Genomic DNA, 20,786 nt, shown 5'->3' with positions numbered 1-20,786 from the left:
CCTCTGTCAGACTATTCTTGCTCTTTGGCAGGACATTTCGTTACAGCTCTTGCCCTTCGCAGGCGCGTAAATCGCCGGTGGCGATATATACTGCGCGCCATTCTTCAAGGGAGAGCCGTGTGGCCATCGATATTCACTGGATTCGCGACAACGATAGCCTCGCGCAGTTTTGCGCCGAGTGGCAGCAGCTGCCGTTCGTTGCCCTCGACACCGAATTCATGCGGGTCGACACCTTCTACCCGATTGCCGGCCTGTTGCAGATTGGCGACGGCAAACGCGCCTACCTGATCGATCCGCTGACCATCAATGCCTGGCAACCGCTGGCCGCACTGCTGGAAAATCCGGCGGTGCTGAAAGTCCTGCACGCCTGCAGCGAAGACCTCGAAGTCCTGTTGCGCCTGACCGGCAGCCTGCCGGCGCCGATGTTCGACACGCAATTGGGCGCGGCTTATCTGAACCTCGGTTTCTCGATGGGCTATTCGCGTCTGGTGCAGGAAGTGCTCGGCATCGAGCTGCCGAAGGGCGAAACCCGCTCCGACTGGTTGCAGCGCCCGTTGTCCGACACACAAATCAGCTACGCCGCCGAAGACGCCGTGCACTTGGCGGAGGTTTTCGTACAGCTGCGGCCGAAACTGTCTGACGACAAATTCGCCTGGGTGCTGGAGGACGGCGCCGAACTGGTCGCCAACCTGCGCCGCGAAACCGATCCTTACGAGGTTTATCGGGAGGCCAAACTGGCGTGGAAACTCTCGCGTGCGCAACTGGCCGTACTGCGTGAGCTGTGTGCCTGGCGGGAAACCGAAGCCCGCGCCCGCGATCTGCCACGCAACCGTATCGTCCGCGAGCATTCGCTGTGGCCGCTGGCCCGCACGCAACCGGACAACCTCGCGGCACTGGGCAAGATCGAAGACATGCACCCGCGTACCGTGCGTCAGGACGGCCAATTTCTGCTTGATCTGATCAAGCGCTCTGGCAGTGTGGGGCCTGATCAATGGCCGCCGGCCGTACCGGAGCCATTGCCGATCGAAGCCGCTGCGTTGATCAAACAACTGCGCGCATTGGGCCAGGCTGAGGCCGAGCGTCTGGGGATTGCCCCGGAACTGATGCTGCGCAAGAAAACCCTCGAAGCCCTGGTCAAAAGCGGCTATCCCGAGGGTCCTTACCAATTGCCTGAGTCGTTGCGTGGCTGGCGCCGCGAACTCATGGGTCAGAAGCTGCTCGACAGCCTGGCCACCGCCGGAGAACAGCCTTGAAACGTATTTGCTCTATTTACCAAAGCTCGAAGCGCAAGGGCATGTATCTCTATGTGCTCAAGAGTGATGAGCTGGAACGCGTGCCCGAGGGCCTGATGGCGGCTTTCGGCAAAGCCATATTTGCCTTCAGTCTGGTGTTGACGCCCGAGCGCAAACTGGCCAGCGAAGACATCGTCCTGGTCCTGGAGAACCTCGACAAACAGGGCTATCACCTGCAGATGCCGCCGGCCGAGGACGAGTACATCGAGCACTTGCCCGAAGAGTTGTTGCGACGCAACGACCCGGTCTGATCTGCGAGGCTCTGTTCTGAGTCTCGGTTTACCCTGGAACTGTTTTTACCGCGATGGTCGCCCGAATCCGGCGGCCATCTGCACGGTTTGCGAAAGGTTTGAAGATGCGCGTTCTGATTGCTGAACACGACCATGCGATATACGCCCGGCTGCTGCGTCAGGCAGCGCCCGAGCTCGAAGTACTGACCAGCGGCGACTCCGCTGAACTGGCCCGTCAGGCCGCCGATTGCCCGGTGTGGCTGGGCCAGCCGGACCTGCTCGCGACCCTGCTGCGCCAAGGCCACCAGCCACAATGGCTGCAATCGACCTGGGCCGGCATCACGCCACTGCTCGCGGACGGTTTGCGCCGCGATTACCGTTTGACCCGTGCGGTGGGTATTTTCGGTCAGGTGATGGCTGAATACGTGCTGACGTACATCCTCGGTCATGAGCGCGAAGTGCTGGCGCGCCTGGTCAGCCAGGTCGAGCGCAAGTGGGACAACCGCAGCGGCCAGAGCCTGGTCGGGCGCAAAGTGCTGATCGTCGGCACCGGCGACATTGGCCAGAGCGTTGCGCAATTCCTGCTGCCATTCGGCATTGAGCTGTACGGTATCGCCAGCAGCGCCCGCGAGCAGGCGCCGTTTGTCGAAGTCGGTTCGATGGCCGATCTGCCGCGTCTGGTGGGCGAGGTGGATTACGTGGTCAATCTGTTGCCGAACACCGAGCACACCCACGATATCTACGATGCGGCGCTGTTCAAGCAATTCAAGCCGACCGGGTTGTTCATCAACGCCGGACGCGGTGTTGCGGTGGTTGACGCAGATCTGGTGGAGGCGCTGAAGGAAGGGCACCTGGCGGGAGCGGTGATCGACGTTTGCCGTCAGGAACCGTTGCCGCAACGGCATCCGTTCTGGACCGCGTGGGGTTTGCTGCTGACCGGGCACAGCTCGGCGCCGACGTCACCGGCGTTGATGGTGCAGCTGTTTGTCGAGAACCTGAAGGCGTATCAGGCGAGCGAAGCGTTGCGCGGGGAAGTGGATTTCAATCGCGGGTATTGATCTCGTTGCTTCAGATCGTTCCCACGCTCCGCGTGGGAATGCAGCCGGGGACGCTCTGCGTCCCACTGGAACGCGGAGCGTCCCTTGAGTCATTCCCACGCGGAGCGTGGGAACGATCATTTGCGGTGTGGCTTAGAGGGTAAAGTCGCCTTCAGCCGCCAGTTCGTTCAGCGGACGGCGCGGGCTTGGCTCTTCGCGAGCTTGCAGGTATTCAGCCAGCGTTGCCTTGTCACCGAGTTTGCCGACCGCCACGGCCGCGTGCAGCGCATAACCTTCAGGAATGTTCAGCGCCTTGCGCGTCAGCTCCTGATCGAACCCGGCCATGCCATGGGTGTGCCAACCGCTGAGGCTCGCTTGCAGCGCCAGATGGCCCCACGCCGAACCGGTGTCGAAGGTGTGCCACAACGCCGGAGTTTCTTCCGTCGCACCTGGTGCAGTGAACGTGGTTTTCGAAATCACGATCACCAGCGCCGACGCATGCTGCGCCCAGCTTCGGTTGAATTCATTGAGCAGGCCCAGATAACGCTCCCAGTTTGGCGTATCACGACGCGCGTACAGAAAGCGCCAAGGTTGCGAGTTGTACGCCGAGGGCGCCCAGCGGGCTGCTTCGAAAAAGCTCAGCAGGGTTTCTTCCGGGATCGCTTCGCCGGTGAAGGCGCGCGGCGACCAGCGGTCGGTGAATTGTGGGTGAATGGCGTAATCGGCAACGCGAGGGTTGGCACTCATCAAGAGATTCCTGGCTACGTTTGAGTAAGAGATTCGATTGCAAACCCGGCGGGATCAGTTGCGCTGAACGATGGGGTTTGGCGAGCCATGACAGTTCACCGGAATGCAACGCGGTCGAGCGTTAATGGCTTCCGGACGAGGCTCGTGACGACAGGCAAAGCTACGCGCCGCCACAAAAACTGACAAGTCCCGCACAACCGGCAGTCGCCAACGCTTGGCCCGCAAGGCCTTGAGCACTAGACTGGCGGCCTTTTCACCACCTGATGTTGATGCTTGAGCCATGATCGCCAAAGTCGAACCGTTCTGGATACGCAAAACCCTCGATCAATTGGATCACGATGAATGGGAATCGCTGTGCGACGGCTGTGGTCTGTGCTGCCTGCAAAAACTCGAAGATGAAGAGGACAACAGCGTTTACTACACGCGCATCGCCTGCAAACTGCTGGACCTGAAAACCTGCCAGTGCAGCGATTATCCGAATCGCCTGAAATTTGTCCCGGATTGCATCCAGCTCACCCCGGGTCAGGCTGAAGAATTCAAATGGCTGCCGCCGACCTGTGGTTATCGACTGGTCAGCGAAGGCAAGGATCTGCCGCTGTGGCACCACTTGGTGTGCGGCGACCGCGACGCGGTGCACCATGAACGGATCTCCCAATCCGGGCGCATGCTCGCTGAAGGCAGCGTGCCGGAGGATGACTGGGAAGATCACCTGATTTTCCGCGCAGGTTAAACACCTGCTGTTCCAAGCTTTACCAAGGAGTGCGTATGGCTGTCGGATTGCCGCAAGCGTTGATGATTGCGCTGCTGGCGTTGAGCGCGCCGGTCTGGGCGGCGAAGAAAGTCGATCTGGATTATCACGTGCGCCTGTTGCCACAGAGCGATCAGGCCGAAGTACGCCTGACCCTGGCCAAGGGTGAAGCGGTGCGCAGTCTCGATTTCGATCTTGGCGACGGCAGTCATTACAGCGACTTCAAGGCTGACGGCCAGTGGCTGCTGAGCCCGGGCAAACAGGCGCGCGGGGTCTGGCGCCCCGCCAGCGAAAAGTCCAGTCTGACCTACCGCGTACGCATCAGCCACGGCCGCAAGAACGGCAGCTTCGACACGCGCATGACCCCCAATTGGGCGTTGATGCGTGGCGACGAACTGGTACCGCCGGCCAAACTCGATCAACAGGACGGCATTGAACTGGTCGCGCGTCTGCAATTCGAATTGCCCGACGGCTGGAAAAGCATCGAAACCGCCTGGCCGCGCATCGGCAAAAACAAATTCCGCATCGACAATCCCTCGCGCCTGTTCGACCGGCCGACCGGCTGGATGCTCGCCGGCCACGTCGGTAGCCGCCGCACACGCCTGGGCGAAACCGAAGTCACCGTGGCCTCGCCGCAAGGGCAGGGCATGCGCCGCATGGACGTGCTGACATTACTCACGTTCGTCTGGCCGCAGGTGCAGGCGGTTTATCCACGCCATCCGGTCAAATTGTTGATTGTCGGCGCCAACGACCCGATGTGGCGCGGCAGTCTAGGCGCGCATGAATCCATCTACCTGAACACACGATTGCCGCTGGTCAGCGAAAGCGGCAGCAGCGCTTTGGTGCGTGAGCTGGCGCAGGTGTTCGGTAGGATTGACGACGAGCAGCGCAGTGACTGGATCAGCGAAGGCTTTGCCGAGTATTACGCGATCGAACTGGTGCGCCGTGCCGGTGGCATGAGCGATGAGCGTTATCAGAGTTTGCAGGCGAAACTGGCCAGGGACAGCCAGAAAGTCACGACCTTGCGCGGCGAGCAGGTCAGCCCGGCGCAGGTGGCGAAAGCAGTGGTGCTGTTGCAGGAGCTGGACGGCGAGATTCGTTTGAAGACGCGCAACAAGCGTTCGCTGGATGATGTGTTGCGTGGGGCGATGCATCTGGGGAGGGTGAGTACGAAGGAGTTTGTGCAACTGGCGGAGAGTGTTCTCGGGGAGTCCTCCAAAGTCCTTGATACCGCGTTGCTACAGTAAAGATCAAAAGATCGCAGCCTTCGGCAACTCCTACCTGTGGAATGCGTTTTCCCTGTAGGAGCTGCCGAAGGCTGCGATCTTTTGCTTTTAAGCTATCAAACCCCGGCTTTCGGCGATTTCACCGAATCATTGCCGGTCACGGTAGCCGTCTTGGTCGCCGCTTCGGCATTGGCCTTCAGCTTGCTCAACTCTTCTCCGGCCCGCTCGATCTTCGCCCGCACGTTATTCATGTCCTGACGACTCTTCTCAAACAGGCTCTTCACCGAACTGTGCCCGGTAATCCCGCGCGCCATCGCCACGCCGCCAATCGCCACCTGAATCAAACCAAACACACCGCCACGGCGCAGGCCTTTGCCGACCATGATCACGCCACCGGCCAATGAGCCGATGCGCTCCCAGCCTTCGACGTTTTGCTCGGGGTGGCTCTGGAACGGGGTGGATTCGATACGTTCGACGCGTTTGAGCTCGGTCATGATCTTTCTCCAGGCAATGAGTAATGGATAAACAAGCTGACTGTGCAGACGGTCAGCTCGTTCCATCGGATATACGACGCTTCAGCGGAATTTTGGCCCGGAGCGGGTGTTCAAGCCCTTGGCCATGCGGTCATAGAGCACAACGTTGACCGTCGCGGCGAGGTTCATGCAGCCAGTGGTCGGGATGTACACGACGTCTTCGCACCAGTCGCGGATCTCTTTATCCAGCGAGCCGTCTTCGGGGCCGAAGATGTACAGGGCGCGATCCGGGTGAGTGTATTCCGGCAGAGGGCGGGCGCCCTCGACCAGTTCCACGGCGACCGGTACGCAGTTGAGCGGGAGGATCTTTTTCAGATCGTCGATGCCGATCAGCGGGATGTCGTAGTGCACGCGCTTGGTGTCGGTGACGAAGTCGGCGGCGCGTTCATAACGCTTGCCGGTGTAGAACACCGACGCCACGCCATAGCAGCCTGCGGCGCGCATCACCGAACCGACGTTCTCCGGTGATTTGGGGTTATACAAACCAATGCAGCTGTACCGTTTGTCTGCCACGAGCGGGGTGCCTTCGGGAAAAAAAGCGCGATTATACGGGGATTGGGGGAGTGCGGGCAGATTCGAGATCTGCGGTGTCTGGCCCGGCCTCATCGCTGGCAAGCCAGCTCCCACAGGTTTCCTGGATACACACAAAATTTGTGAACGATCCTGATCACTGTGGGAGCTGGCTTGCCAGCGATGGGGCCAGTTCAGGCGATGAAGATCATTAATCTTCTTTTTTCATGAGACCGGCGAGGGCGGCAAACGGGTTATGCGTCGCCTTGGCAATCTTCGGCGTGCTCAACGAGCCTTCGCTGAAATACTGCTGATCGGTATACCGCGAATGTTCGTTGTCGTGGCAATACAGGCACAACAATTCCCAGTTCGAGCCGTCCTGCGGGTTGTTGTCGTGATTGTGGTCGCGGTGGTGCACGGTCAGTTCGCTCAGGCGCTTGCCGGAAAATTCACGGGTGCAGCGGCCACAGACGTGCGGGTACATCTTCAGGGCCTTGTCGCGGTAGCCCATTTCCTTGTCGCGCTGGTTGTCGGCGAGGATGCGATCCAGCTTCGACGTGTTGGTTGGGGTGGACGAACTCATGGGTTCACCTTTGTAAAAGACTAATGACGGTTATGCGCAGAGTTTAGCTCAGCCCTTGAGCTTCTCGGCAATCCAGATCGTGTGGCGCGTGCCCTTGTTGCCGTGCGCGAAGACCTGGACCTCTTCCGCCTTGAAACCGGCCTTCTTCAATTTGTCGGAAAACTGCCGGTCGGCGCTGGCTGACCACACGGCCAGCACGCCTTTGGGGCGCAAGGATTTGGCGCAGGCATTCAGACCCGCGGCGGAGTACAGCCAACTGTTGGCCTTCTGCGTCAGGCCTTCGGGGCCGTTGTCGACGTCGAGCATGATCGCGTCGAAACCATTCGGCTCGCTTTGCAGCACCTTGGCGACGTCTTCCTGACGGATCACCGTGCGCGGATCCAGCAGCGGACGGCCGGACTTCTCGCCGAGCGGGCCACGGTTCCATTCAACAACGCCGGGCACCAGTTCCGCGACCACTACTTCGGCGCTCTTGCCCAAATGTTTGAGCGCGGAGGCGAGGGTAAAACCCATGCCCAGACCGCCGATCAGCACCCGCGAGTTGTCTCGGCCAGCCACTTTGCGGCAAGGAATCTCGGCCAGGGCATCTTCGGAGCCGTGCATGCGCGTGTTCATCAATTGCCCGCCGTCGCCGCCCTGGATCTTGATGACAAAATCCTCGCCATACTCGAACAGGCACAGGGCACCGCCGCTTTCAGGGATCGGAGTGGTGTCGAGCAGAACGAAACGTTTCATGGAAATCTCTACAAAGGGGAAGGCAAGCAGGCCTGTTGGGAGTAGCCTGAGCGCAGACTAGAGGCCAAACGGAGCCCTTGATGAAGCGCACCATTCTAACGGTCATTGCCCTGGCCGTGCTCTCCATTACTGCAGTGCAGGCGCAACAGACCATTCCGGTCAGCCCGGCGCCGCAACCTGGCTCGCCCGGCACCGCGACACCGACGCCGTATCCGCAGATCACGCCGATCAACATTCCCAAGTCGGGCGCCGGCAGTGGCAGCCCGCCGCTGGTACCGATCGAAATGCCCAGCCCACCGAGCAAGGATCAACCGGTGCCGGGCATTGAACCGAGCGGCACCAAGGCGAAATCCCCCGGCGGTTAAACCTGCTGCGCGGCCAATTGGCCGTCGGCCATGCGCAGGCGTTTCGACAGCGAGACGGCGAGGGCGCGAATGATCTTGGCGGCGATTTTCGGCGCGTCGTTGAGCATTTTTTCCAGCGAATCCTTGCCCAGGTTCAACAGTTGGCAATTGCTCGCGGCAATGCAGGTGGCCGAACGTCGCTCACCATCGAGCACAGCCATTTCACCAAAGGCGCGACCGCTGCGCAGGGTGGCCATGGTGATGACTTGACCATCAGCGCCGGTTTTCTGCACGGCCACCTGGCCGGTGTGAATGATGCACATGAAACTGCCGGCGTCGCCCTCGCGGAAAATCGCTTCGCCCTCAGCCACGGTGCTGATGCTGAAATAGCCGGAAGCGGCCGCAAAGTCGGCCAGTTGCAATTGATCGAACAGGCCGCAGTCCATCAGCCAGTCGCGGATTTCGTTGTTCAGGAAGGTCGGTTCTGACATGTCGTCACGGTCTTTTTATTATCTCGGTTTTCAGGCTACACCCGGTCCCTTGTAGGAGCTGCCGAAGGCTGCGATCTTTTGATCTTGCCTTTGAAAAAATCAAAATCAAAAGATCGCAGCCTTCGGCAGCTCCTACAGGGGGTCTGTGGATTATCGGCCTCTTGGGTCTGCAATTAAGACCCAAGTGACCAACGGAGTTCCTCAGGCCAGGCCCAAAACCTTGAAAACAAATGCGTATTCGAGCGCTACGTCACGTAATCCCTGATAACGCCCGCTCATCCCGCCGTGCCCGGCGCCCAGTTCAGTCTTCAGCAGCAGCACATTGTCGTCGGTCTTGGTCGCGCGCAATTTCGCCACCCACTTGGCCGCTTCCCAGTACTGCACGCGGCTGTCGTTGTAGCCGGCAATGACCAGCGTCGCTGGATAATTCTGTGCACTGACGTTTTCATACGGCGCATACGCCTTGATCCGCTCGTAAACATCCGGCTCTTCAGGATTGCCCCATTCGTCATATTCGGTGACGGTCAGCGGCAGGTCCGGGTCGAGCATGGTGTTTAGCACGTCGACGAAGGGCACTTCAGCAATCGCCACGGCGAACAGATCCGGACGCTGGTTAAGCACGGCACCGATCAGCAAACCACCGGCGCTGCCACCGCTGATCGCCAGTTTTTCGGCTGTGGTAATACCGTTGAGGATCAGGAATTCGGCGCAGGCAATGAAGTCGCTGAAAGTGTTGTGCTTGTGTTCCTGCTTGCCGGCGCGGTACCAGGCTTCGCCCAACTCACCGCCGCCGCGTACGTGGGCGATGGCGAAGGCCATCCCGCGATCCAACAGACTCAAGCGGGCGTGGGAGAACCACGGATCGAGACTCGAGCCGTAAGCGCCATAACCGTAGAGATACAGCGGCACCGCTTTGCCGACCATTTCGCGTTTCATCACCAGACTGATCGGCACTTGCGTACCGTCCGGCGCCGTCGCCCACAGCCGCTGGCTGACGTAGGCGTCAGCGTCGAACGGGCCGAGCACCGGGGTTTCTTTCAAAACGGTTTGTTCGCCCCTGGCGAGGATCAACTGGCGAACTTGCGCCGGACGGTTCAACGCCTCGTAGCGCAGGCGAATGCGGTCGCTTTCAAATTCCAGGCTGTTTTGCACATAGAGGCTGTAGGCGGCGTCCGGCAATTGCACGCGATAAGGGGTCAGACCGTGTGGGTGAACTTCGATGATCGGCAGGCCACCCTCGCGCAGGCTCAGCGTCATGGCCTCGGTGTTGAGGCTGACGCCATCGAGCATCACCGTATCGCTGTGGGGGATCAGGTTCTGCCAGTCGGCTTCGGTCGGCGCGGTGCCGGTGTCCGGCGCCTGATACAGGGCGTAGTTGATGCCGTCGCGGTTGGTGCGGATAAACCACGTCCATACGCCATCGAGCAGGCCGTGATCGACGTCATATTCGTGATCTTCGACGCGCGGCGCCAGGCAAGTGAAAGGTTGGTGCGGCTGATTGGCATCCAGCGCCCAGACTTCGCTGGTGGTCTTGCTGCCCAGCGACAGCAGCAGTTGCTGCTCGGAACTGGAGCGGTAGCAATGCAGAAAGAAGCGACCGTCCGCCTCGTGGAACACCTCTTCGGCAGCCGTGCCATCGAGGCGATAACGAAACAATTTGTGCGGACGGTGGGTGTCGTCGAGCACGCCGAAAAACAGGGTCAGGCTGTCGTTGGCCCAGGTCATGCTGCCGTCACAGTCTTCGAATTCCAGCTCGCTGACTTTGTCGTTGGCCAGTTCCTTGACGAACAGCGTGTAAATCTCATCGCCCGAGGCGTCGACGCTGTAGGCCAGACGCTGGTGGTCCGGGCTGATGCTGAACGCGCCCAGCGAGAAGAACCCGCCGTTGGCCAGCACATTCGGATCGAGCAGCAGTTGTTCGCGGCTTTCGTCGAGGGTCAGGCTGTCGTCCGCCGGGCGCGGGCAGCGATAGTGCCGGGCGTATTCGTCACCCGCTGTGGTGCGCGTGTAGTAGAGGTACGGGCCCCACGGCGAAGGCAGCGACAAGTCGGTTTCGAGGATTCGGCCCTTGATCTCTTCGAATAGCGTTTCGCGCAATTGGGCCTGATCGGCGGTTTGTGCTTCCTGGTAGGCGTTTTCGGCCTTGAGGTAATCGAGCACCGCGTCGGTGTCGCGCTCCTGCAGCCAGGCATACGGGTCGGCCCCGGGCGCCTTGTGGGCAATCGGGGCACTGATGACGTTGGCGGATTCGGACATGAAAGGCTCTCGGACAATATTCGGAATAAGGTTTTTCGCAGCGCTTGAAACCGCTGCAGCCCCCTGTGGGAGCGAGCTTGCTCGCGAAGGCGTCGTGTCAGATGACATTTGTTTCACTGACCCACCGCTATCGCGAGCAAGCTCGCTCCCACAGGGTTTGCTGCTGGCCGTCTGGTATTGGGACAAGCCGCACGGGCGAAAAGTCGTTACTATAAGCGCCTCTTTGCCTGCCTTGCCATGGACACCATGACCGAGAACGACTATCTGATCGCCTGGGGCCTCTACGCCTTTGCCGCTGTGGGCTGCCTGTTGGTATGGATGCGCCTGACCACCTGGATGTGGCGCTGGTTGCGCGAGCCGCTGCGCGTGCTGATGGCGGTGTTGTTGTTCAGCCCGACCATCATTGATCCGGTGAAAGCCAAGGTTGCACCGTCCATCGCCATTACCGCGCTGGACCTGGCCTTCAAGGTCGGCAACAACGCCTGGCGGGCGATCTCCGATCTGTTCATGTACACCATGATCGCTTTCGGCATCTACCTGATTTTCGTGCTGATCCGCTTCCCGATCGAACGGGCTTCCCGCGCGCGTCGTGAACAGGCCGCAGCCGCGAAAGCCGCCGCCCGCGCCGATGATCGCGATGACGATCAACCGTTTGGCGGCGCCGGTGATGACCGCTACGGTCGTCCACCCTTGCCGAATAACCCGCAGCGCATGCGGGTCGAGCCGCGCCTGTAACCCGAGAGTCCGCACATGTGTGAATTACTGGGCATGAGTGCCAACGTGCCGACCGATATCGTGTTCAGCTTCACCGGCCTGATGCAGCGCGGCGGCCGCACCGGCCCGCACCGCGACGGCTGGGGCATTGCCTTCTATGAGGGCCGTGGCTTGCGTCTGTTTCAGGACCCGGCGGCGAGTTGCGAATCGGAAGTCGCCAATCTGGTGCAGCGTTATCCGATCAAGAGCGAAGTGGTCATCGGCCACATCCGCCAGGCCAACGTCGGCAAGGTCTGCCTGTCCAACACCCACCCGTTCGTCCGCGAACTGTGGGGGCGCAACTGGTGCTTCGCGCACAACGGCCAGCTCGCCGATTTCACTCCGATCAAAAGCTTCTACCGCCCGGTTGGCGATACCGACAGCGAAGCGGCATTCTGCGATTTGCTCAACCGCGTGCGTGCAGCTTTTCCGGAGCCGGTCGATATAGAAGCGCTGCTGCCGGATCTGGTCGCCGCGTGCGCTGAGTACCGCAGCAAAGGCGTGTTCAACTGCCTGCTCAGCGATGGCGACTGGCTGTTCTGCTATTGCTCGACCAAACTCGCACAGATCACTCGACGTGCCCCGTTTGGCCCGGCGCGCCTGAAGGATGTCGATGTCATTGTCGATTTCCAGGCGGAAACCACGCCCAACGACGTGGTCACGGTGATCGCCACCGAACCTTTGACCGAAAACGAAACCTGGACCCGCTACGAACCGGGCCAATGGAGCCTGTGGCGACGCGGCGAATGCGTCAGTCAAGGCAAGACCGAATAAGGATTGCACCCCATGTTGCTCAGTTATATACGGCTGGTGTTGTTTGCGGCGGGCCTGTTGATCGGTGTCCAGGTGCCAGGCTTCATCAACGATTACGCGAAACGTGTCGAGGCGCACCTCATTGAGGCACAGACCGGTCTGCGCGGTTTTCAGGGCACGGCCGAGCAGTTTTTCAAGGGTGATATGCAGGCACTGGTCGCGCATTACCGCGCCAGCGAAGACCCGGTGTTTCGCAGCGATGCCGACAGCCTGAGCACTTTGCTTAGCCGCCAGATTGCGCTGGACAAGCAGTTCCAGGCGATGCAAGGCCCGTGGTACATCCGCTTCCTGCAAGTCGTGCTGGCGGCTGACCCGGACATTCGCAAGGAAACCTGGAACGGCTACAGCTATCAGATCCTGCTGACTCCGGAAGCGATGATCTGGGGCATGAGCGGCGCGTTGCTGCTGTCGTTCGGCATTGAATGCCTGTTCCGACTGATCGACTGGGTCGTGCTCGGTGGCCGGCGTCTGCGCCAGAGCCGGCCGATCGAAGACCGCGACGTACGCGGGTTGTAAAAACCAAGAGCAAAGATCGCAGCCTTCGGCAGCTCCCACATTGATCTCTGTAGGAGCTGCCGAAGGCTGCGATCTTTTGATTTTCAGGGGTTTAAAACCACATACCCTTCACCCATTTTCTGGGCATACCCCTCGAGCACCTGCTGACACAACGTCACAATCTCCTCGACCCACTCAACCCCCACCCGCCACGACACCACCACTTGCAAGTTCGGTGGCCGTTGATCGATGTCCAGCAAGGTCAATTCGCCCCGAGCCAACTCTTCGGCGACCAACACCGGTGGCAGCACACCAATCCCGAATCCATCACGCAATAACCGGGTAATCGCCGACACCGAATTCACGCAATTCAAACGCGGCGCAATCACGCCGCTGGCCTGCATCAACGCCAGCAGATCCTGATGCGGTCGGGAATTTTTCGAGTAAGTGATGATCCGTTCCTGCGCCAGTTCTGCAAGGTCTGCGTAGTCGCGGTTGTAGATCGAGTTGCTCGCGACGATCCAGCCCAGCGGATGACTGGCCAGCTCCAGACTGCGCACGCTTTCATGGCGGATCAGATCGGTTTGCAAAACAATGTCGAGGAAGCCTTTTTGCAGCTGATCGCAGAGGTTCAGCGAGGTATCCGCCACCAGTTCGATTTCCACTCGTGGATACAGGTCGGTCATCTGCGCGACCAAAGGGCTGAGCCAGGTGTGGATCACCGTGTCCATCACGCCGATACGCACGCGGCCGACCTTGCTTGAGCGAGTCTCGATCGACTGCTTGAGCGCCGACATGGTGTCGAGCATCTGCTCGGCATATTCCAGCACTTTCAGACCTTCGGGCGTCAGGCTGACACCGCGCGAATCGCGTAAAAACAGCTTCACCCCCAGCTCTCCTTCCAGCACCGCAATGCGGCTGGAAATCGACGCTTGGGTGGTGAACAGCTTGTCAGCGGTCAGGCGAAAACTCTTCAGTCGGGCGACCCACACAAAGGTCTCGAGAAACTTCAGGTTCATGGGCAAGGCTCGGGTGACAAATTTTTCTTATGGCTAAGGCGGGTTTTTATTCGTTGGACGCAGCAGGGCCGCGCGACGAAAAATCGACGCATCCGGTCCCCACGATAGGCGTCGTCGGGGCTACGAACAAGACCAATAAAAAAACCTGCGGAGATAAGCCATGCGTGCTCCCGACACCCTAGAAGTACCCAAGGCAACGGCGCGTCCGGGGCCGTTCGACTGGTATCGCAATATCAACCAGCAGGAGCGTCGTACGTTCTGGAGCTGCAAGATCGGTTACGGTCTGGACGGCATGGACACGCAGATGCTCAGCTTCGTCGTGCCGACGCTGATTGCGATGTGGGGCATCACTACCGGTGAAGCGGGGCTGATTCATACCAGTACTTTGATCGCTTCGGCCATCGGCGGCTGGGTTGCCGGGATCCTTTCTGACCGCATCGGTCGCGTGCGCACCCTGCAACTGACGGTGCTGTGGTTCGCCTTCTTCACCTTCCTCTGCGGCTTCGCGCAAAACTACGAACAACTGTTGATCGCCCGGACTTTGATGGGCTTCGGTTTCGGCGGCGAATGGACCGCCGGCGCGGTGCTGATCGGCGAGGTGATCCGCGCCAAGGACCGTGGCAAAGCAGTAGGCATGGTGCAATCCGGTTGGGCGCTGGGCTGGGGGCTGACGGCGATTCTGTATGCGTTGCTGTTTTCCGTATTGCCGCCGGAAGATGCCTGGCGGGCGCTGTTCATCCTCGGCATCGTGCCGGCAATTTTCGTGATTTTCGTCCGTCGACTGGTGAAAGATCCGGAGATCTATCGCGAGGCTAAAGCTCAACAAACGCCGGAGAATCAATCGAAGTTCTACGAGATTTTCGCGCCGGGCATGCTCTTCACCACGTTCCGCGCTTCACTGCTGACCACTGGCGCGCTGGGTGGCTATTACGCGATCACTTCCTGGCTGCCGACCTTTCTGAAAAACGAACGCGGCTTGAGCGTACTCGGCACCGGCGGCTATCTGGCCATGGTGATTGTCGGCTCCTACGTCGGTTACGTAATCAGCGCTTATTTGACTGACCTGCTGGGGCGCAAAAAGAACTTCATCCTCTTCGCGGTCGGCTCGTTCACCATCGTTCTGCTCTACACGCAACTGCCGGTCAGCAACGGCGTGATGCTGTGGCTGGGCTTCCCGTTGGGCTTCTTTGCTTCAGGGATTTTCAGCGGAATGGGCGCGTTTCTGACGGAGTTGTTTCCTACGCGAATTCGCGGTTCGGGGCAGGGCTTTTGCTACAACATCGGTCGGGCGCTGGCGGCTTTGTTTCCGCTGCTGATCGGCCTGCTTAGCCAGAAGGTGCCGTTGAGTGTCGGCATTGGCGCGTTTGCGGCGGTGTCGTACGGCGTGGTGATTATCGCGGCATTGAGCTTGCCGGAAACCCGTGGCAAGCAACTCGATGCGCAGTAACTGATAACCTGCGCAGCACAGTCCTACAGATAAAAAGACAAGCACCTACAGGAGTGTTCACCGTGAGCCGCCTGCTATTGAATTGCGACATTGGCGAGAGCTTCGGCAGCTGGACCATGGGTCTGGACGCCGAGGTCATGCCTTTCATCGATTGCGCCAACGTGGCTTGTGGTTTCCACGCCGGCGATCCGAGCATCATGCGCAAGACCGTCAGCCTGGCCCTGAGCCATGGTGTGCAGATCGGTGTGCACCCGGCCTATCAGGATCTGGTCGGCTTCGGCCGCCGCTCCATGGCGTATTCGGCGCAAGAGCTGCAAGACATCCTGCATTACCAGATTGGCGCCCTCGACGGCATTTGCAAAGCCCAGGGCGGGCGCGTCAGCTACGTCAAACCTCACGGCGCCATGTACAACGACATGATGGCCAACCCGGCGCAATTGCGTGCGGTGATTGAGGCGGTGGCTGCTTACGACCGCAGCCTGCCGTTGATGCTGATGGCCACTCGCGACAATGCGGCCGCGCAGCAGATCGGCGATGAGTACGGCGTGACTTTGTGGTTTGAAGCGTTCGCCGACCGCGCCTACGACAGCGCCGGCAAACTGGTTTCACGGCAACTCCCGGGCGCAGTGCATCACGAATCTGAAAAAATCATCGAACAAGCGCTGACCATTGCCCGTGGCGGCAATCTTGTCGCCAGCGACGGCAGCGCTTTGCGCCTGCACGCCAATACCCTCTGCGTGCACGGCGACAACGCCAGTTCGGTAGCCGCCGTACAGCGAATTCGCGAGGCCTTGAATCAGCAGCGTGCCTTATGAACCCAAGGATTGAAGTGGTGGCACTGGATTGCCTGATGCTGCGTCTGTTCGATGAAATCGCCGAAGCCAACATGCCGTGGATGCTCGCTGCCAGTGAGCGTTTGCGTTCGGTGTTCGGTGCGCAGCTGATCGATCTCGTGCCGTCGTATACAACGTTGATGGTGCATTACGATTTGACTGCACTGAGTCCGAGTCAGGCGCGGGAATTGATCGCCGAAGCGTTGATCGACCTGTCTCCGAATGCGCAAACCGCCGGCCAATGCCATGTGCTGCCGGTCTGGTACGACTTGAGCGTCGGCCCTGAGTTGAGTTTGCTCGCCGAGCGCAGCGGCCTGGCGGTGGCGGAGGTAATCCGGCGTCACAGTGCGCGGGAGTATCAGGTGTTCGCTCTCGGTTTCGCCCCGGGGTTCGCCTTTATGGGGCTGGTCGAAGAGATTCTGGCGGCGCCGCGCTTGAGCACGCCGCGCAAGAAAGTCGCGGCGGGTAGCGTCGGCATTGCCGAACGGCAAACGGCGGCTTACCCGGTGGTATCCCCCGGTGGCTGGAATCTGATCGGCCGTACTCCGGCGAAACTGTTTGACCGCAATCGCGACGGCTACAGCCTGATGCAACCGGGCGACACGGTGCGATTCGAAGCGGTCAGTCACGCCGAGTTCATCAATCTGGGCGGCGACGACACACCACTGGAGGCACTGGCATGAGCCGACTGACAATCGAAGCGAGCACGCCGCTGTGCCTGTTGCAGGACGCGGGGCGTTTCGGCGTGCGGCATCTGGGCGTGACCCAGGGCGGTGCGGCAGATTGGTGTTCAATGAGCTGGGCCAACTGGTTGCTCGGCAATGAGCTGGATGCAACGGTGATCGAAATCACTCTCGGCGGTTTTGCCGTGGTAGCCGAGGAGGCTTGTTGGTTGGCGTTGGCCGGCGCAGATCTTGGCGCACAGATTGACGGGCAGCCGCTGGCGCCGTGGCGCAGTTTCAAATTGGGTAAAGGGCAGAAGTTGCAACTCACTCAGCCGTTGCTGGGTGCCCGGGCTTACTTGGCAGCGCCCGGTGGTTTCGATGCGCCGCAGGTGTTGGGCAGTAGCGCCACGGTTGTACGTGAAGAACTCGGTGGTCTGGATGGCCTGGGCTTGCCGCTGGCCAAAGGGGCGGCGCTGAGTTATCGCGGTGAGTCGGTGCCACTTCGAGAAGTGCCGTTGGCGTTACGGTCGAATTTGCAATCGAATGCGCCGCTGGATCTTGTGCTCGGCGCACAGATCGGCCAGTTCAGCGGGCAGAGTCTGTTTGATGTGTTCAACACGGCTTGGGCGCTGGACAGTCGCGCTGATCGCATGGGCATTCGTTTGCTGGGCAAGGCGTTGGAATATCAGGGCCTGCCGATGATTTCCGAGGGCATTCCGTTGGGCGCGGTACAAGTGCCGCCGGACGGCCAGCCGATCGTGTTGCTCAATGATCGGCAGACAATTGGCGGGTATCCGCGACTGGGGGCGTTGACGCCGCTGGCGCTGGCGCGGTTAGCGCAGTGTTTGCCGGGGGCAAAGGTGCGGTTCCGGCCGGTGGTGCAGGACGTCGCGCACCGTGAGCACATCGAGTATCTGCAGAGATTTGGCTGAAGATCAAAAGATCGCAGCCTTCGGCAGCTCCTACAAAGAAACGCGAATTTCACTGTAGGAGCTGCCGCAGGCTGCGATCTTTTGCTTTTATTTGGACAAAAACCGCATCCCTTCCTCAAGCCCGCGCAACGTCAACGGATACATCTGATCCTCGATCAGATCCCGCACGATGTTGGTCGATGAGGTATAGCCCCAGGTATCTTTTGGATACGGGTTGATCCAGATGAGCTTCTTGTACTTCTCCATGAAGCGCTGCATCCACACGTAACCCGGCTCTTCGTTCCAGTGCTCGACACTGCCGCCGGCCTGGGTGATTTCATACGGTGCCATGGCGGCGTCACCGATGAAGATCACTTTGTAGTCCGCGCCGTACTTGTGCAGCAGATCCTGGGTCGACGTGCGCTCTGACGTGCGGCGCATGTTGTTTTTCCACACCGATTCGTAAACGAAATTGTGGAAGTAGAAGTACTCCAGATGCTTGAACTCGGTCTTGCAGGCCGAGAACAACTCTTCGCAGATCTTCACATGGGCGTCCATCGAACCGCCGATGTCGAACAGCAGCAACAGCTTCACCGTGTTGCGGCGCTCGGGGCGCATCTGGATGTTCAGCAGACCGGCGTCCTTGGCGGTGTGGTCGATGGTGCCGTCGATATCGAGTTCTTCCGCGGCGCCCTGACGGGCGAATTTACGCAAGCGGCGCAGGGCGACTTTGATATTGCGCGTGCCGAGTTCCACCGAATCGTCGAGGTTCTTGTACTCGCGCTGATCCCAGACTTTCACGGCTTTGCCCTGGCGCTTGCCGGCATCGCCGACCCGAATACCTTCCGGGTTGAAACCACCGGAGCCAAATGGGCTGGTGCCACCGGTGCCGATCCATTTGTTGCCGCCAGCGTGGCGTTCCTTCTGTTCCTCCAGACGCTTCTTGAACTCTTCGATCAACTTGTCGAGACCGCCGAGGGACTGGATCTGTGCGCGCTCCTCGTCGCTCAGCGAACGCTCGAACTCCTTGCGCAGCCAGTCTTCGGGAATCAGCGCCTGCAAGTGATCATCGAGCTTTTCGAGGCCATTGAAGTAGGCGCCGAACGCGCGGTCGAACTTGTCGAAATGGCGTTCGTCCTTCACCAGAATCGCCCGCGACAAGTAATAAAACTCGTCCATGTCGGCGAAGGTCACGCGCTGTTTCAGCGCGTTGATCAGGTCGAGCAGCTCACGCACCGACACCGGCACCTTGGCTGCACGCATTTCATTGAACAGGTTGAGCAGCATGGCATCAGCCTCTTAGCGGGTGCCGCGACGGCTCATGAACGCCAGGCGCTCAAGCAGTTGCACGTCCTGTTCGTTCTTCACCAACGCACCGGCCAGCGGCGGAATGGCTTTGGTCGGATCGCGTTCGCGCAGCACCGCTTCGCCGATGTTGTCGGCCATCAGCAGCTTCAGCCAGTCGACCAGTTCCGAAGTTGACGGCTTCTTCTTCAGGCCAGGCACCTTGCGTACGTCGAAGAACACGTCCAGGGCCTCGCTGACCAGATCCTTCTTGATGTCCGGGTAGTGCACGTCGACGATTTTTTGCAGGGTGGTGCGGTCGGGGAAGGCGATGTAGTGGAAGAAGCAGCGGCGCAGGAAGGCGTCCGGCAGCTCTTTCTCGTTGTTGGAGGTAATGATGATGATCGGGCGCTTCTTCGCTTTGATCGTCTCGTCGATCTCGTAAACGTAGAACTCCATCTTGTCGAGTTCTTGCAACAAGTCGTTAGGGAATTCGATGTCAGCCTTGTCGATTTCATCGATCAACAGAATGACTCGCTCTTCGGACTCGAAAGCCTCCCAGAGCTTGCCCTTCTTCAGGTAGTTGCGCACATCGTGGACTTTCTCATTGCCCAGTTGCGAGTCGCGCAGACGGCTGACCGCATCGTACTCGTAGAGGCCCTGATGAGCCTTGGTGGTGGACTTGATGTGCCAGGTGATCAACTTGGCGCCGAACGATTCGGCCAGTTGCTCGGCGAGCATGGTCTTGCCGGTGCCCGGTTCGCCCTTGACCAGCAGCGGCCGCTCCAGGGTGATGGCGGCGTTGACCGCCAGCTTCAGGTCATCGGTGGCGACGTAGGCCTGGGTGCCTTCGAACTTCATCTGCTAATCCTCGAACGGTAACGCGGACCTGACGGGCAGGGCGGGGGCGAAATAATCGGATGCCCGACTATAACGCGCGGCCCGGTCGACTGTGAACGCAGACGGCTTATTCAGTCTCTGAATGGGGCGTCACATGTTGACTCAGTCTCGGCGCTTGGCCAGTATTCAGGCCACGTTGATTTGGCGATAGCTTTCAGGATGTCCACTGGATCTGTGGCGAGGGAGCTTGCTCCCGCTGGGCTGCGAAGCAGTCCCCATGTGCCCGGAGGTGCCGAATTGATGCTATCCATGGAACGACCACGCTTGGCGGCAGTTACTGCGCTATCTGATAGCCGGCTTGCACTCTGCTTTGTTGATGGCCGAGCGCTGACACTCGATTTGAGTCGAGATATTCAAACGTATAAGCAGTTGCAGCCCTTGCTTGATCCCCAAGTCTTTACGACTGCCATCTTGGGCGATGAAGGTTGGACCGTTGAAAGGCCTGCCCCGGATATTCAGATTGGCGCCGATACTCTATATCTGGATGCTTTCCAGAAATGAACCCTAACCCGCATCAGGCTTCGGCCGCTCATACCGAGCGTTGAACGCCTGTACGAAACCATTACGCAAAATCTGCAAAAACGCTTCGAATGCGCTGATATTTTGCTGATGCACGTTGCCGCTGAGTTCTACCTTGGTGGCGAACTGGTTTTTGGCCTGGTTCTTCAGCACGGTTTCCGTGCCGCCCACCAATGCCTCCCAGACCGAGCGGAAGATGCTCTTGTTCTTGTTTTCCACGTCCTGCTGCCAGTTGAACACTTCGACGTCGCGCAGCAGCGGTTTGATGTAGCCGTTGACCTGGGCTTTTTTGGCTTTGGCCTCGATCACCACATCACCGTGGCCGGCGTTGAAGTCGAACTTGCCGTAAGCCGAGGCGAAGTCGTTCATGCTTTTGAGTTCGATGTCTTTGGCGCGCAGGCGGAATTCGAAGTCT

At 59.7% G+C, this 20,786-nt stretch carries 23 protein-coding genes and 2 pseudogenes; 14 read left to right on the top strand and 11 right to left on the bottom strand.

Going from position 1 to position 20,786, the window contains the following annotated elements; all coding sequences use genetic code 11:
- Positions 1-119: 119 nt before the first annotated feature.
- The 3 genes from rnd to ACIF4X_RS26825 all read left to right on the top strand — a co-directional run bounded on the left by rnd (position 120) and on the right by ACIF4X_RS26825 (position 2,580).
- The gene (rnd, locus tag ACIF4X_RS26835; RefSeq protein ID WP_397484390.1) at positions 120-1,253 is read left to right on the top strand and encodes a ribonuclease D; all 1,134 of its coding nucleotides are present in this window, start codon (positions 120-122) and stop codon (positions 1,251-1,253) included.
- On the top strand, positions 1,250-1,543 hold the full coding sequence (locus ACIF4X_RS26830; RefSeq protein WP_397484389.1) for a YcgL domain-containing protein: 294 nt from the start codon (positions 1,250-1,252) through the stop codon (positions 1,541-1,543). The genes rnd and ACIF4X_RS26830 overlap by 4 nt, the downstream gene beginning before the upstream one ends.
- Before the next feature lie 104 nt (positions 1,544-1,647).
- Positions 1,648-2,580 (top strand): D-2-hydroxyacid dehydrogenase, encoded by a 933-nt coding sequence (locus ACIF4X_RS26825; RefSeq protein WP_127926209.1) that lies wholly within the window; start codon positions 1,648-1,650, stop codon positions 2,578-2,580.
- A 132-nt stretch (positions 2,581-2,712) separates the two neighbouring features.
- Here the strand turns inward: ACIF4X_RS26825 and ACIF4X_RS26820 are convergent, their stop codons facing one another.
- Positions 2,713-3,306, bottom strand: a complete 594-nt coding sequence (locus tag ACIF4X_RS26820; protein WP_397484388.1) for a nitroreductase family protein — start codon at positions 3,304-3,306, stop codon at positions 2,713-2,715.
- Between the two features lie 280 nt (positions 3,307-3,586).
- Between ACIF4X_RS26820 and ACIF4X_RS26815 the strand changes: the two genes are divergently transcribed.
- Entirely contained in the window at positions 3,587-4,036 is a 450-nt protein-coding gene (locus ACIF4X_RS26815) for a YcgN family cysteine cluster protein (protein ID WP_397484387.1), read from the top strand.
- Between the two features lie 35 nt (positions 4,037-4,071).
- Positions 4,072-5,301 carry a hypothetical protein gene (locus ACIF4X_RS26810; RefSeq protein ID WP_397484386.1) on the top strand — a complete coding sequence of 410 codons (1,230 nt, stop codon included), beginning with the start codon at positions 4,072-4,074 and terminating at the stop codon, positions 5,299-5,301.
- 95 nt (positions 5,302-5,396) lie between these two features.
- Here ACIF4X_RS26810 and ACIF4X_RS26805 read toward each other — a convergent pair whose 3' ends face one another.
- From ACIF4X_RS26805 to ACIF4X_RS26790, 4 genes are all read right to left on the bottom strand, one after another.
- Positions 5,397-5,774 (bottom strand): DUF2892 domain-containing protein, encoded by a 378-nt coding sequence (locus tag ACIF4X_RS26805; RefSeq protein WP_064119662.1) that lies wholly within the window; start codon positions 5,772-5,774, stop codon positions 5,397-5,399.
- An 81-nt stretch (positions 5,775-5,855) separates the two neighbouring features.
- Positions 5,856-6,326 (bottom strand): RNA methyltransferase, encoded by a 471-nt coding sequence (locus ACIF4X_RS26800; protein WP_007911337.1) that lies wholly within the window; start codon positions 6,324-6,326, stop codon positions 5,856-5,858.
- A 208-nt stretch (positions 6,327-6,534) separates the two neighbouring features.
- Positions 6,535-6,906 carry a YajD family HNH nuclease gene (locus ACIF4X_RS26795; protein WP_007911336.1) on the bottom strand — a complete coding sequence of 124 codons (372 nt, stop codon included), beginning with the start codon at positions 6,904-6,906 and terminating at the stop codon, positions 6,535-6,537.
- Between the two features lie 48 nt (positions 6,907-6,954).
- A complete protein-coding gene (locus ACIF4X_RS26790) occupies positions 6,955-7,641 on the bottom strand; it encodes a spermidine synthase (RefSeq protein ID WP_397484384.1) in 687 nt (228 codons plus the stop codon).
- Between the two features lie 80 nt (positions 7,642-7,721).
- On the opposite strand from ACIF4X_RS26790, the gene ACIF4X_RS26785 reads away from it, so the two are divergent.
- The gene (locus ACIF4X_RS26785) at positions 7,722-8,006 is read left to right on the top strand and encodes a hypothetical protein (RefSeq protein WP_397484383.1); all 285 of its coding nucleotides are present in this window, start codon (positions 7,722-7,724) and stop codon (positions 8,004-8,006) included.
- Here the strand turns inward: ACIF4X_RS26785 and ACIF4X_RS26780 are convergent.
- Both ACIF4X_RS26780 and ACIF4X_RS26775 read right to left on the bottom strand, forming a co-directional pair.
- A complete protein-coding gene (locus ACIF4X_RS26780; RefSeq protein WP_016771227.1) occupies positions 8,003-8,476 on the bottom strand; it encodes a cyclic nucleotide-binding domain-containing protein in 474 nt (157 codons plus the stop codon). The genes ACIF4X_RS26785 and ACIF4X_RS26780 overlap by 4 nt on opposite strands.
- A gap of 201 nt (positions 8,477-8,677) precedes the next feature.
- The gene (locus ACIF4X_RS26775) at positions 8,678-10,732 is read right to left on the bottom strand and encodes a S9 family peptidase (RefSeq protein ID WP_397484381.1); all 2,055 of its coding nucleotides are present in this window, start codon (positions 10,730-10,732) and stop codon (positions 8,678-8,680) included.
- A gap of 237 nt (positions 10,733-10,969) precedes the next feature.
- Here ACIF4X_RS26775 and ACIF4X_RS26770 point away from each other — a divergent pair, with 237 nt between their 5' ends.
- The 3 genes from ACIF4X_RS26770 to ACIF4X_RS26760 are packed head-to-tail and all read left to right on the top strand — an operon-like array spanning position 10,970 to position 12,814.
- Positions 10,970-11,467, top strand: a complete 498-nt coding sequence (locus ACIF4X_RS26770; protein WP_397484380.1) for an MFS transporter — start codon at positions 10,970-10,972, stop codon at positions 11,465-11,467.
- A gap of 15 nt (positions 11,468-11,482) precedes the next feature.
- Positions 11,483-12,259 (top strand): class II glutamine amidotransferase, encoded by a 777-nt coding sequence (locus ACIF4X_RS26765; protein ID WP_008085906.1) that lies wholly within the window; start codon positions 11,483-11,485, stop codon positions 12,257-12,259.
- 12 nt (positions 12,260-12,271) lie between these two features.
- Positions 12,272-12,814 carry a DUF2937 family protein gene (locus ACIF4X_RS26760; RefSeq protein ID WP_331695075.1) on the top strand — a complete coding sequence of 181 codons (543 nt, stop codon included), beginning with the start codon at positions 12,272-12,274 and terminating at the stop codon, positions 12,812-12,814.
- An 83-nt stretch (positions 12,815-12,897) separates the two neighbouring features.
- Here the strand turns inward: ACIF4X_RS26760 and ACIF4X_RS26755 are convergent, their stop codons facing one another.
- Entirely contained in the window at positions 12,898-13,812 is a 915-nt protein-coding gene (locus ACIF4X_RS26755; protein ID WP_397484377.1) for a LysR family transcriptional regulator, read from the bottom strand.
- 160 nt (positions 13,813-13,972) lie between these two features.
- On the opposite strand from ACIF4X_RS26755, the gene ACIF4X_RS26750 reads away from it, so the two are divergent.
- The 4 genes from ACIF4X_RS26750 to ACIF4X_RS26735 all read left to right on the top strand — a co-directional run bounded on the left by ACIF4X_RS26750 (position 13,973) and on the right by ACIF4X_RS26735 (position 17,689).
- Positions 13,973-15,259, top strand: coding sequence for an MFS transporter (locus ACIF4X_RS26750; RefSeq protein WP_038358414.1), 1,287 nt, complete (start codon positions 13,973-13,975; stop codon positions 15,257-15,259).
- 62 nt (positions 15,260-15,321) lie between these two features.
- Positions 15,322-16,074, top strand: a complete 753-nt coding sequence (locus ACIF4X_RS26745; RefSeq protein WP_397484376.1) for a 5-oxoprolinase subunit PxpA — start codon at positions 15,322-15,324, stop codon at positions 16,072-16,074.
- Positions 16,071-16,775: a 5-oxoprolinase subunit PxpB gene (gene pxpB / locus ACIF4X_RS26740; protein WP_397484374.1), complete on the top strand. Its 705-nt coding sequence runs from the start codon at positions 16,071-16,073 to the stop codon at positions 16,773-16,775. Before ACIF4X_RS26745 ends, pxpB begins: the two co-directional genes overlap by 4 nt.
- Positions 16,772-17,689, top strand: coding sequence for a biotin-dependent carboxyltransferase family protein (locus tag ACIF4X_RS26735; RefSeq protein ID WP_397484373.1), 918 nt, complete (start codon positions 16,772-16,774; stop codon positions 17,687-17,689). Before pxpB ends, ACIF4X_RS26735 begins: the two co-directional genes overlap by 4 nt.
- Positions 17,690-17,776: 87 nt before the next feature.
- Here ACIF4X_RS26735 and ACIF4X_RS26730 read toward each other — a convergent pair whose 3' ends face one another.
- Together ACIF4X_RS26730 and ACIF4X_RS26725 are read right to left on the bottom strand one after the other, a co-directional pair.
- Positions 17,777-18,955 carry a VWA domain-containing protein gene (locus ACIF4X_RS26730; RefSeq protein WP_007911295.1) on the bottom strand — a complete coding sequence of 393 codons (1,179 nt, stop codon included), beginning with the start codon at positions 18,953-18,955 and terminating at the stop codon, positions 17,777-17,779.
- A 12-nt stretch (positions 18,956-18,967) separates the two neighbouring features.
- Complete coding sequence (locus tag ACIF4X_RS26725) at positions 18,968-19,813, bottom strand: MoxR family ATPase (protein WP_007911294.1); 846 nt, start codon at positions 19,811-19,813, stop codon at positions 18,968-18,970.
- A gap of 279 nt (positions 19,814-20,092) precedes the next feature.
- Between ACIF4X_RS26725 and ACIF4X_RS26720 the strand changes: the two are divergent.
- Positions 20,093-20,341: pseudogene (locus ACIF4X_RS26720) on the top strand (DUF2442 domain-containing protein); the annotation flags it as partial.
- 15 nt (positions 20,342-20,356) lie between these two features.
- Here the strand turns inward: ACIF4X_RS26720 and ACIF4X_RS26715 are convergent.
- A pseudogene (locus ACIF4X_RS26715) lies at positions 20,357-20,786 on the bottom strand (hypothetical protein); the annotation flags it as partial.

Origin of the sequence: Pseudomonas sp. NPDC085632, assembly GCF_044541255.1 — a bacterium.
In the GTDB taxonomy this organism is placed as follows: domain Bacteria; phylum Pseudomonadota; class Gammaproteobacteria; order Pseudomonadales; family Pseudomonadaceae; genus Aquipseudomonas.
Note: the sequence above shows the minus strand (reverse complement) of the source record. Positions and strands in the feature narration are given on the sequence as shown.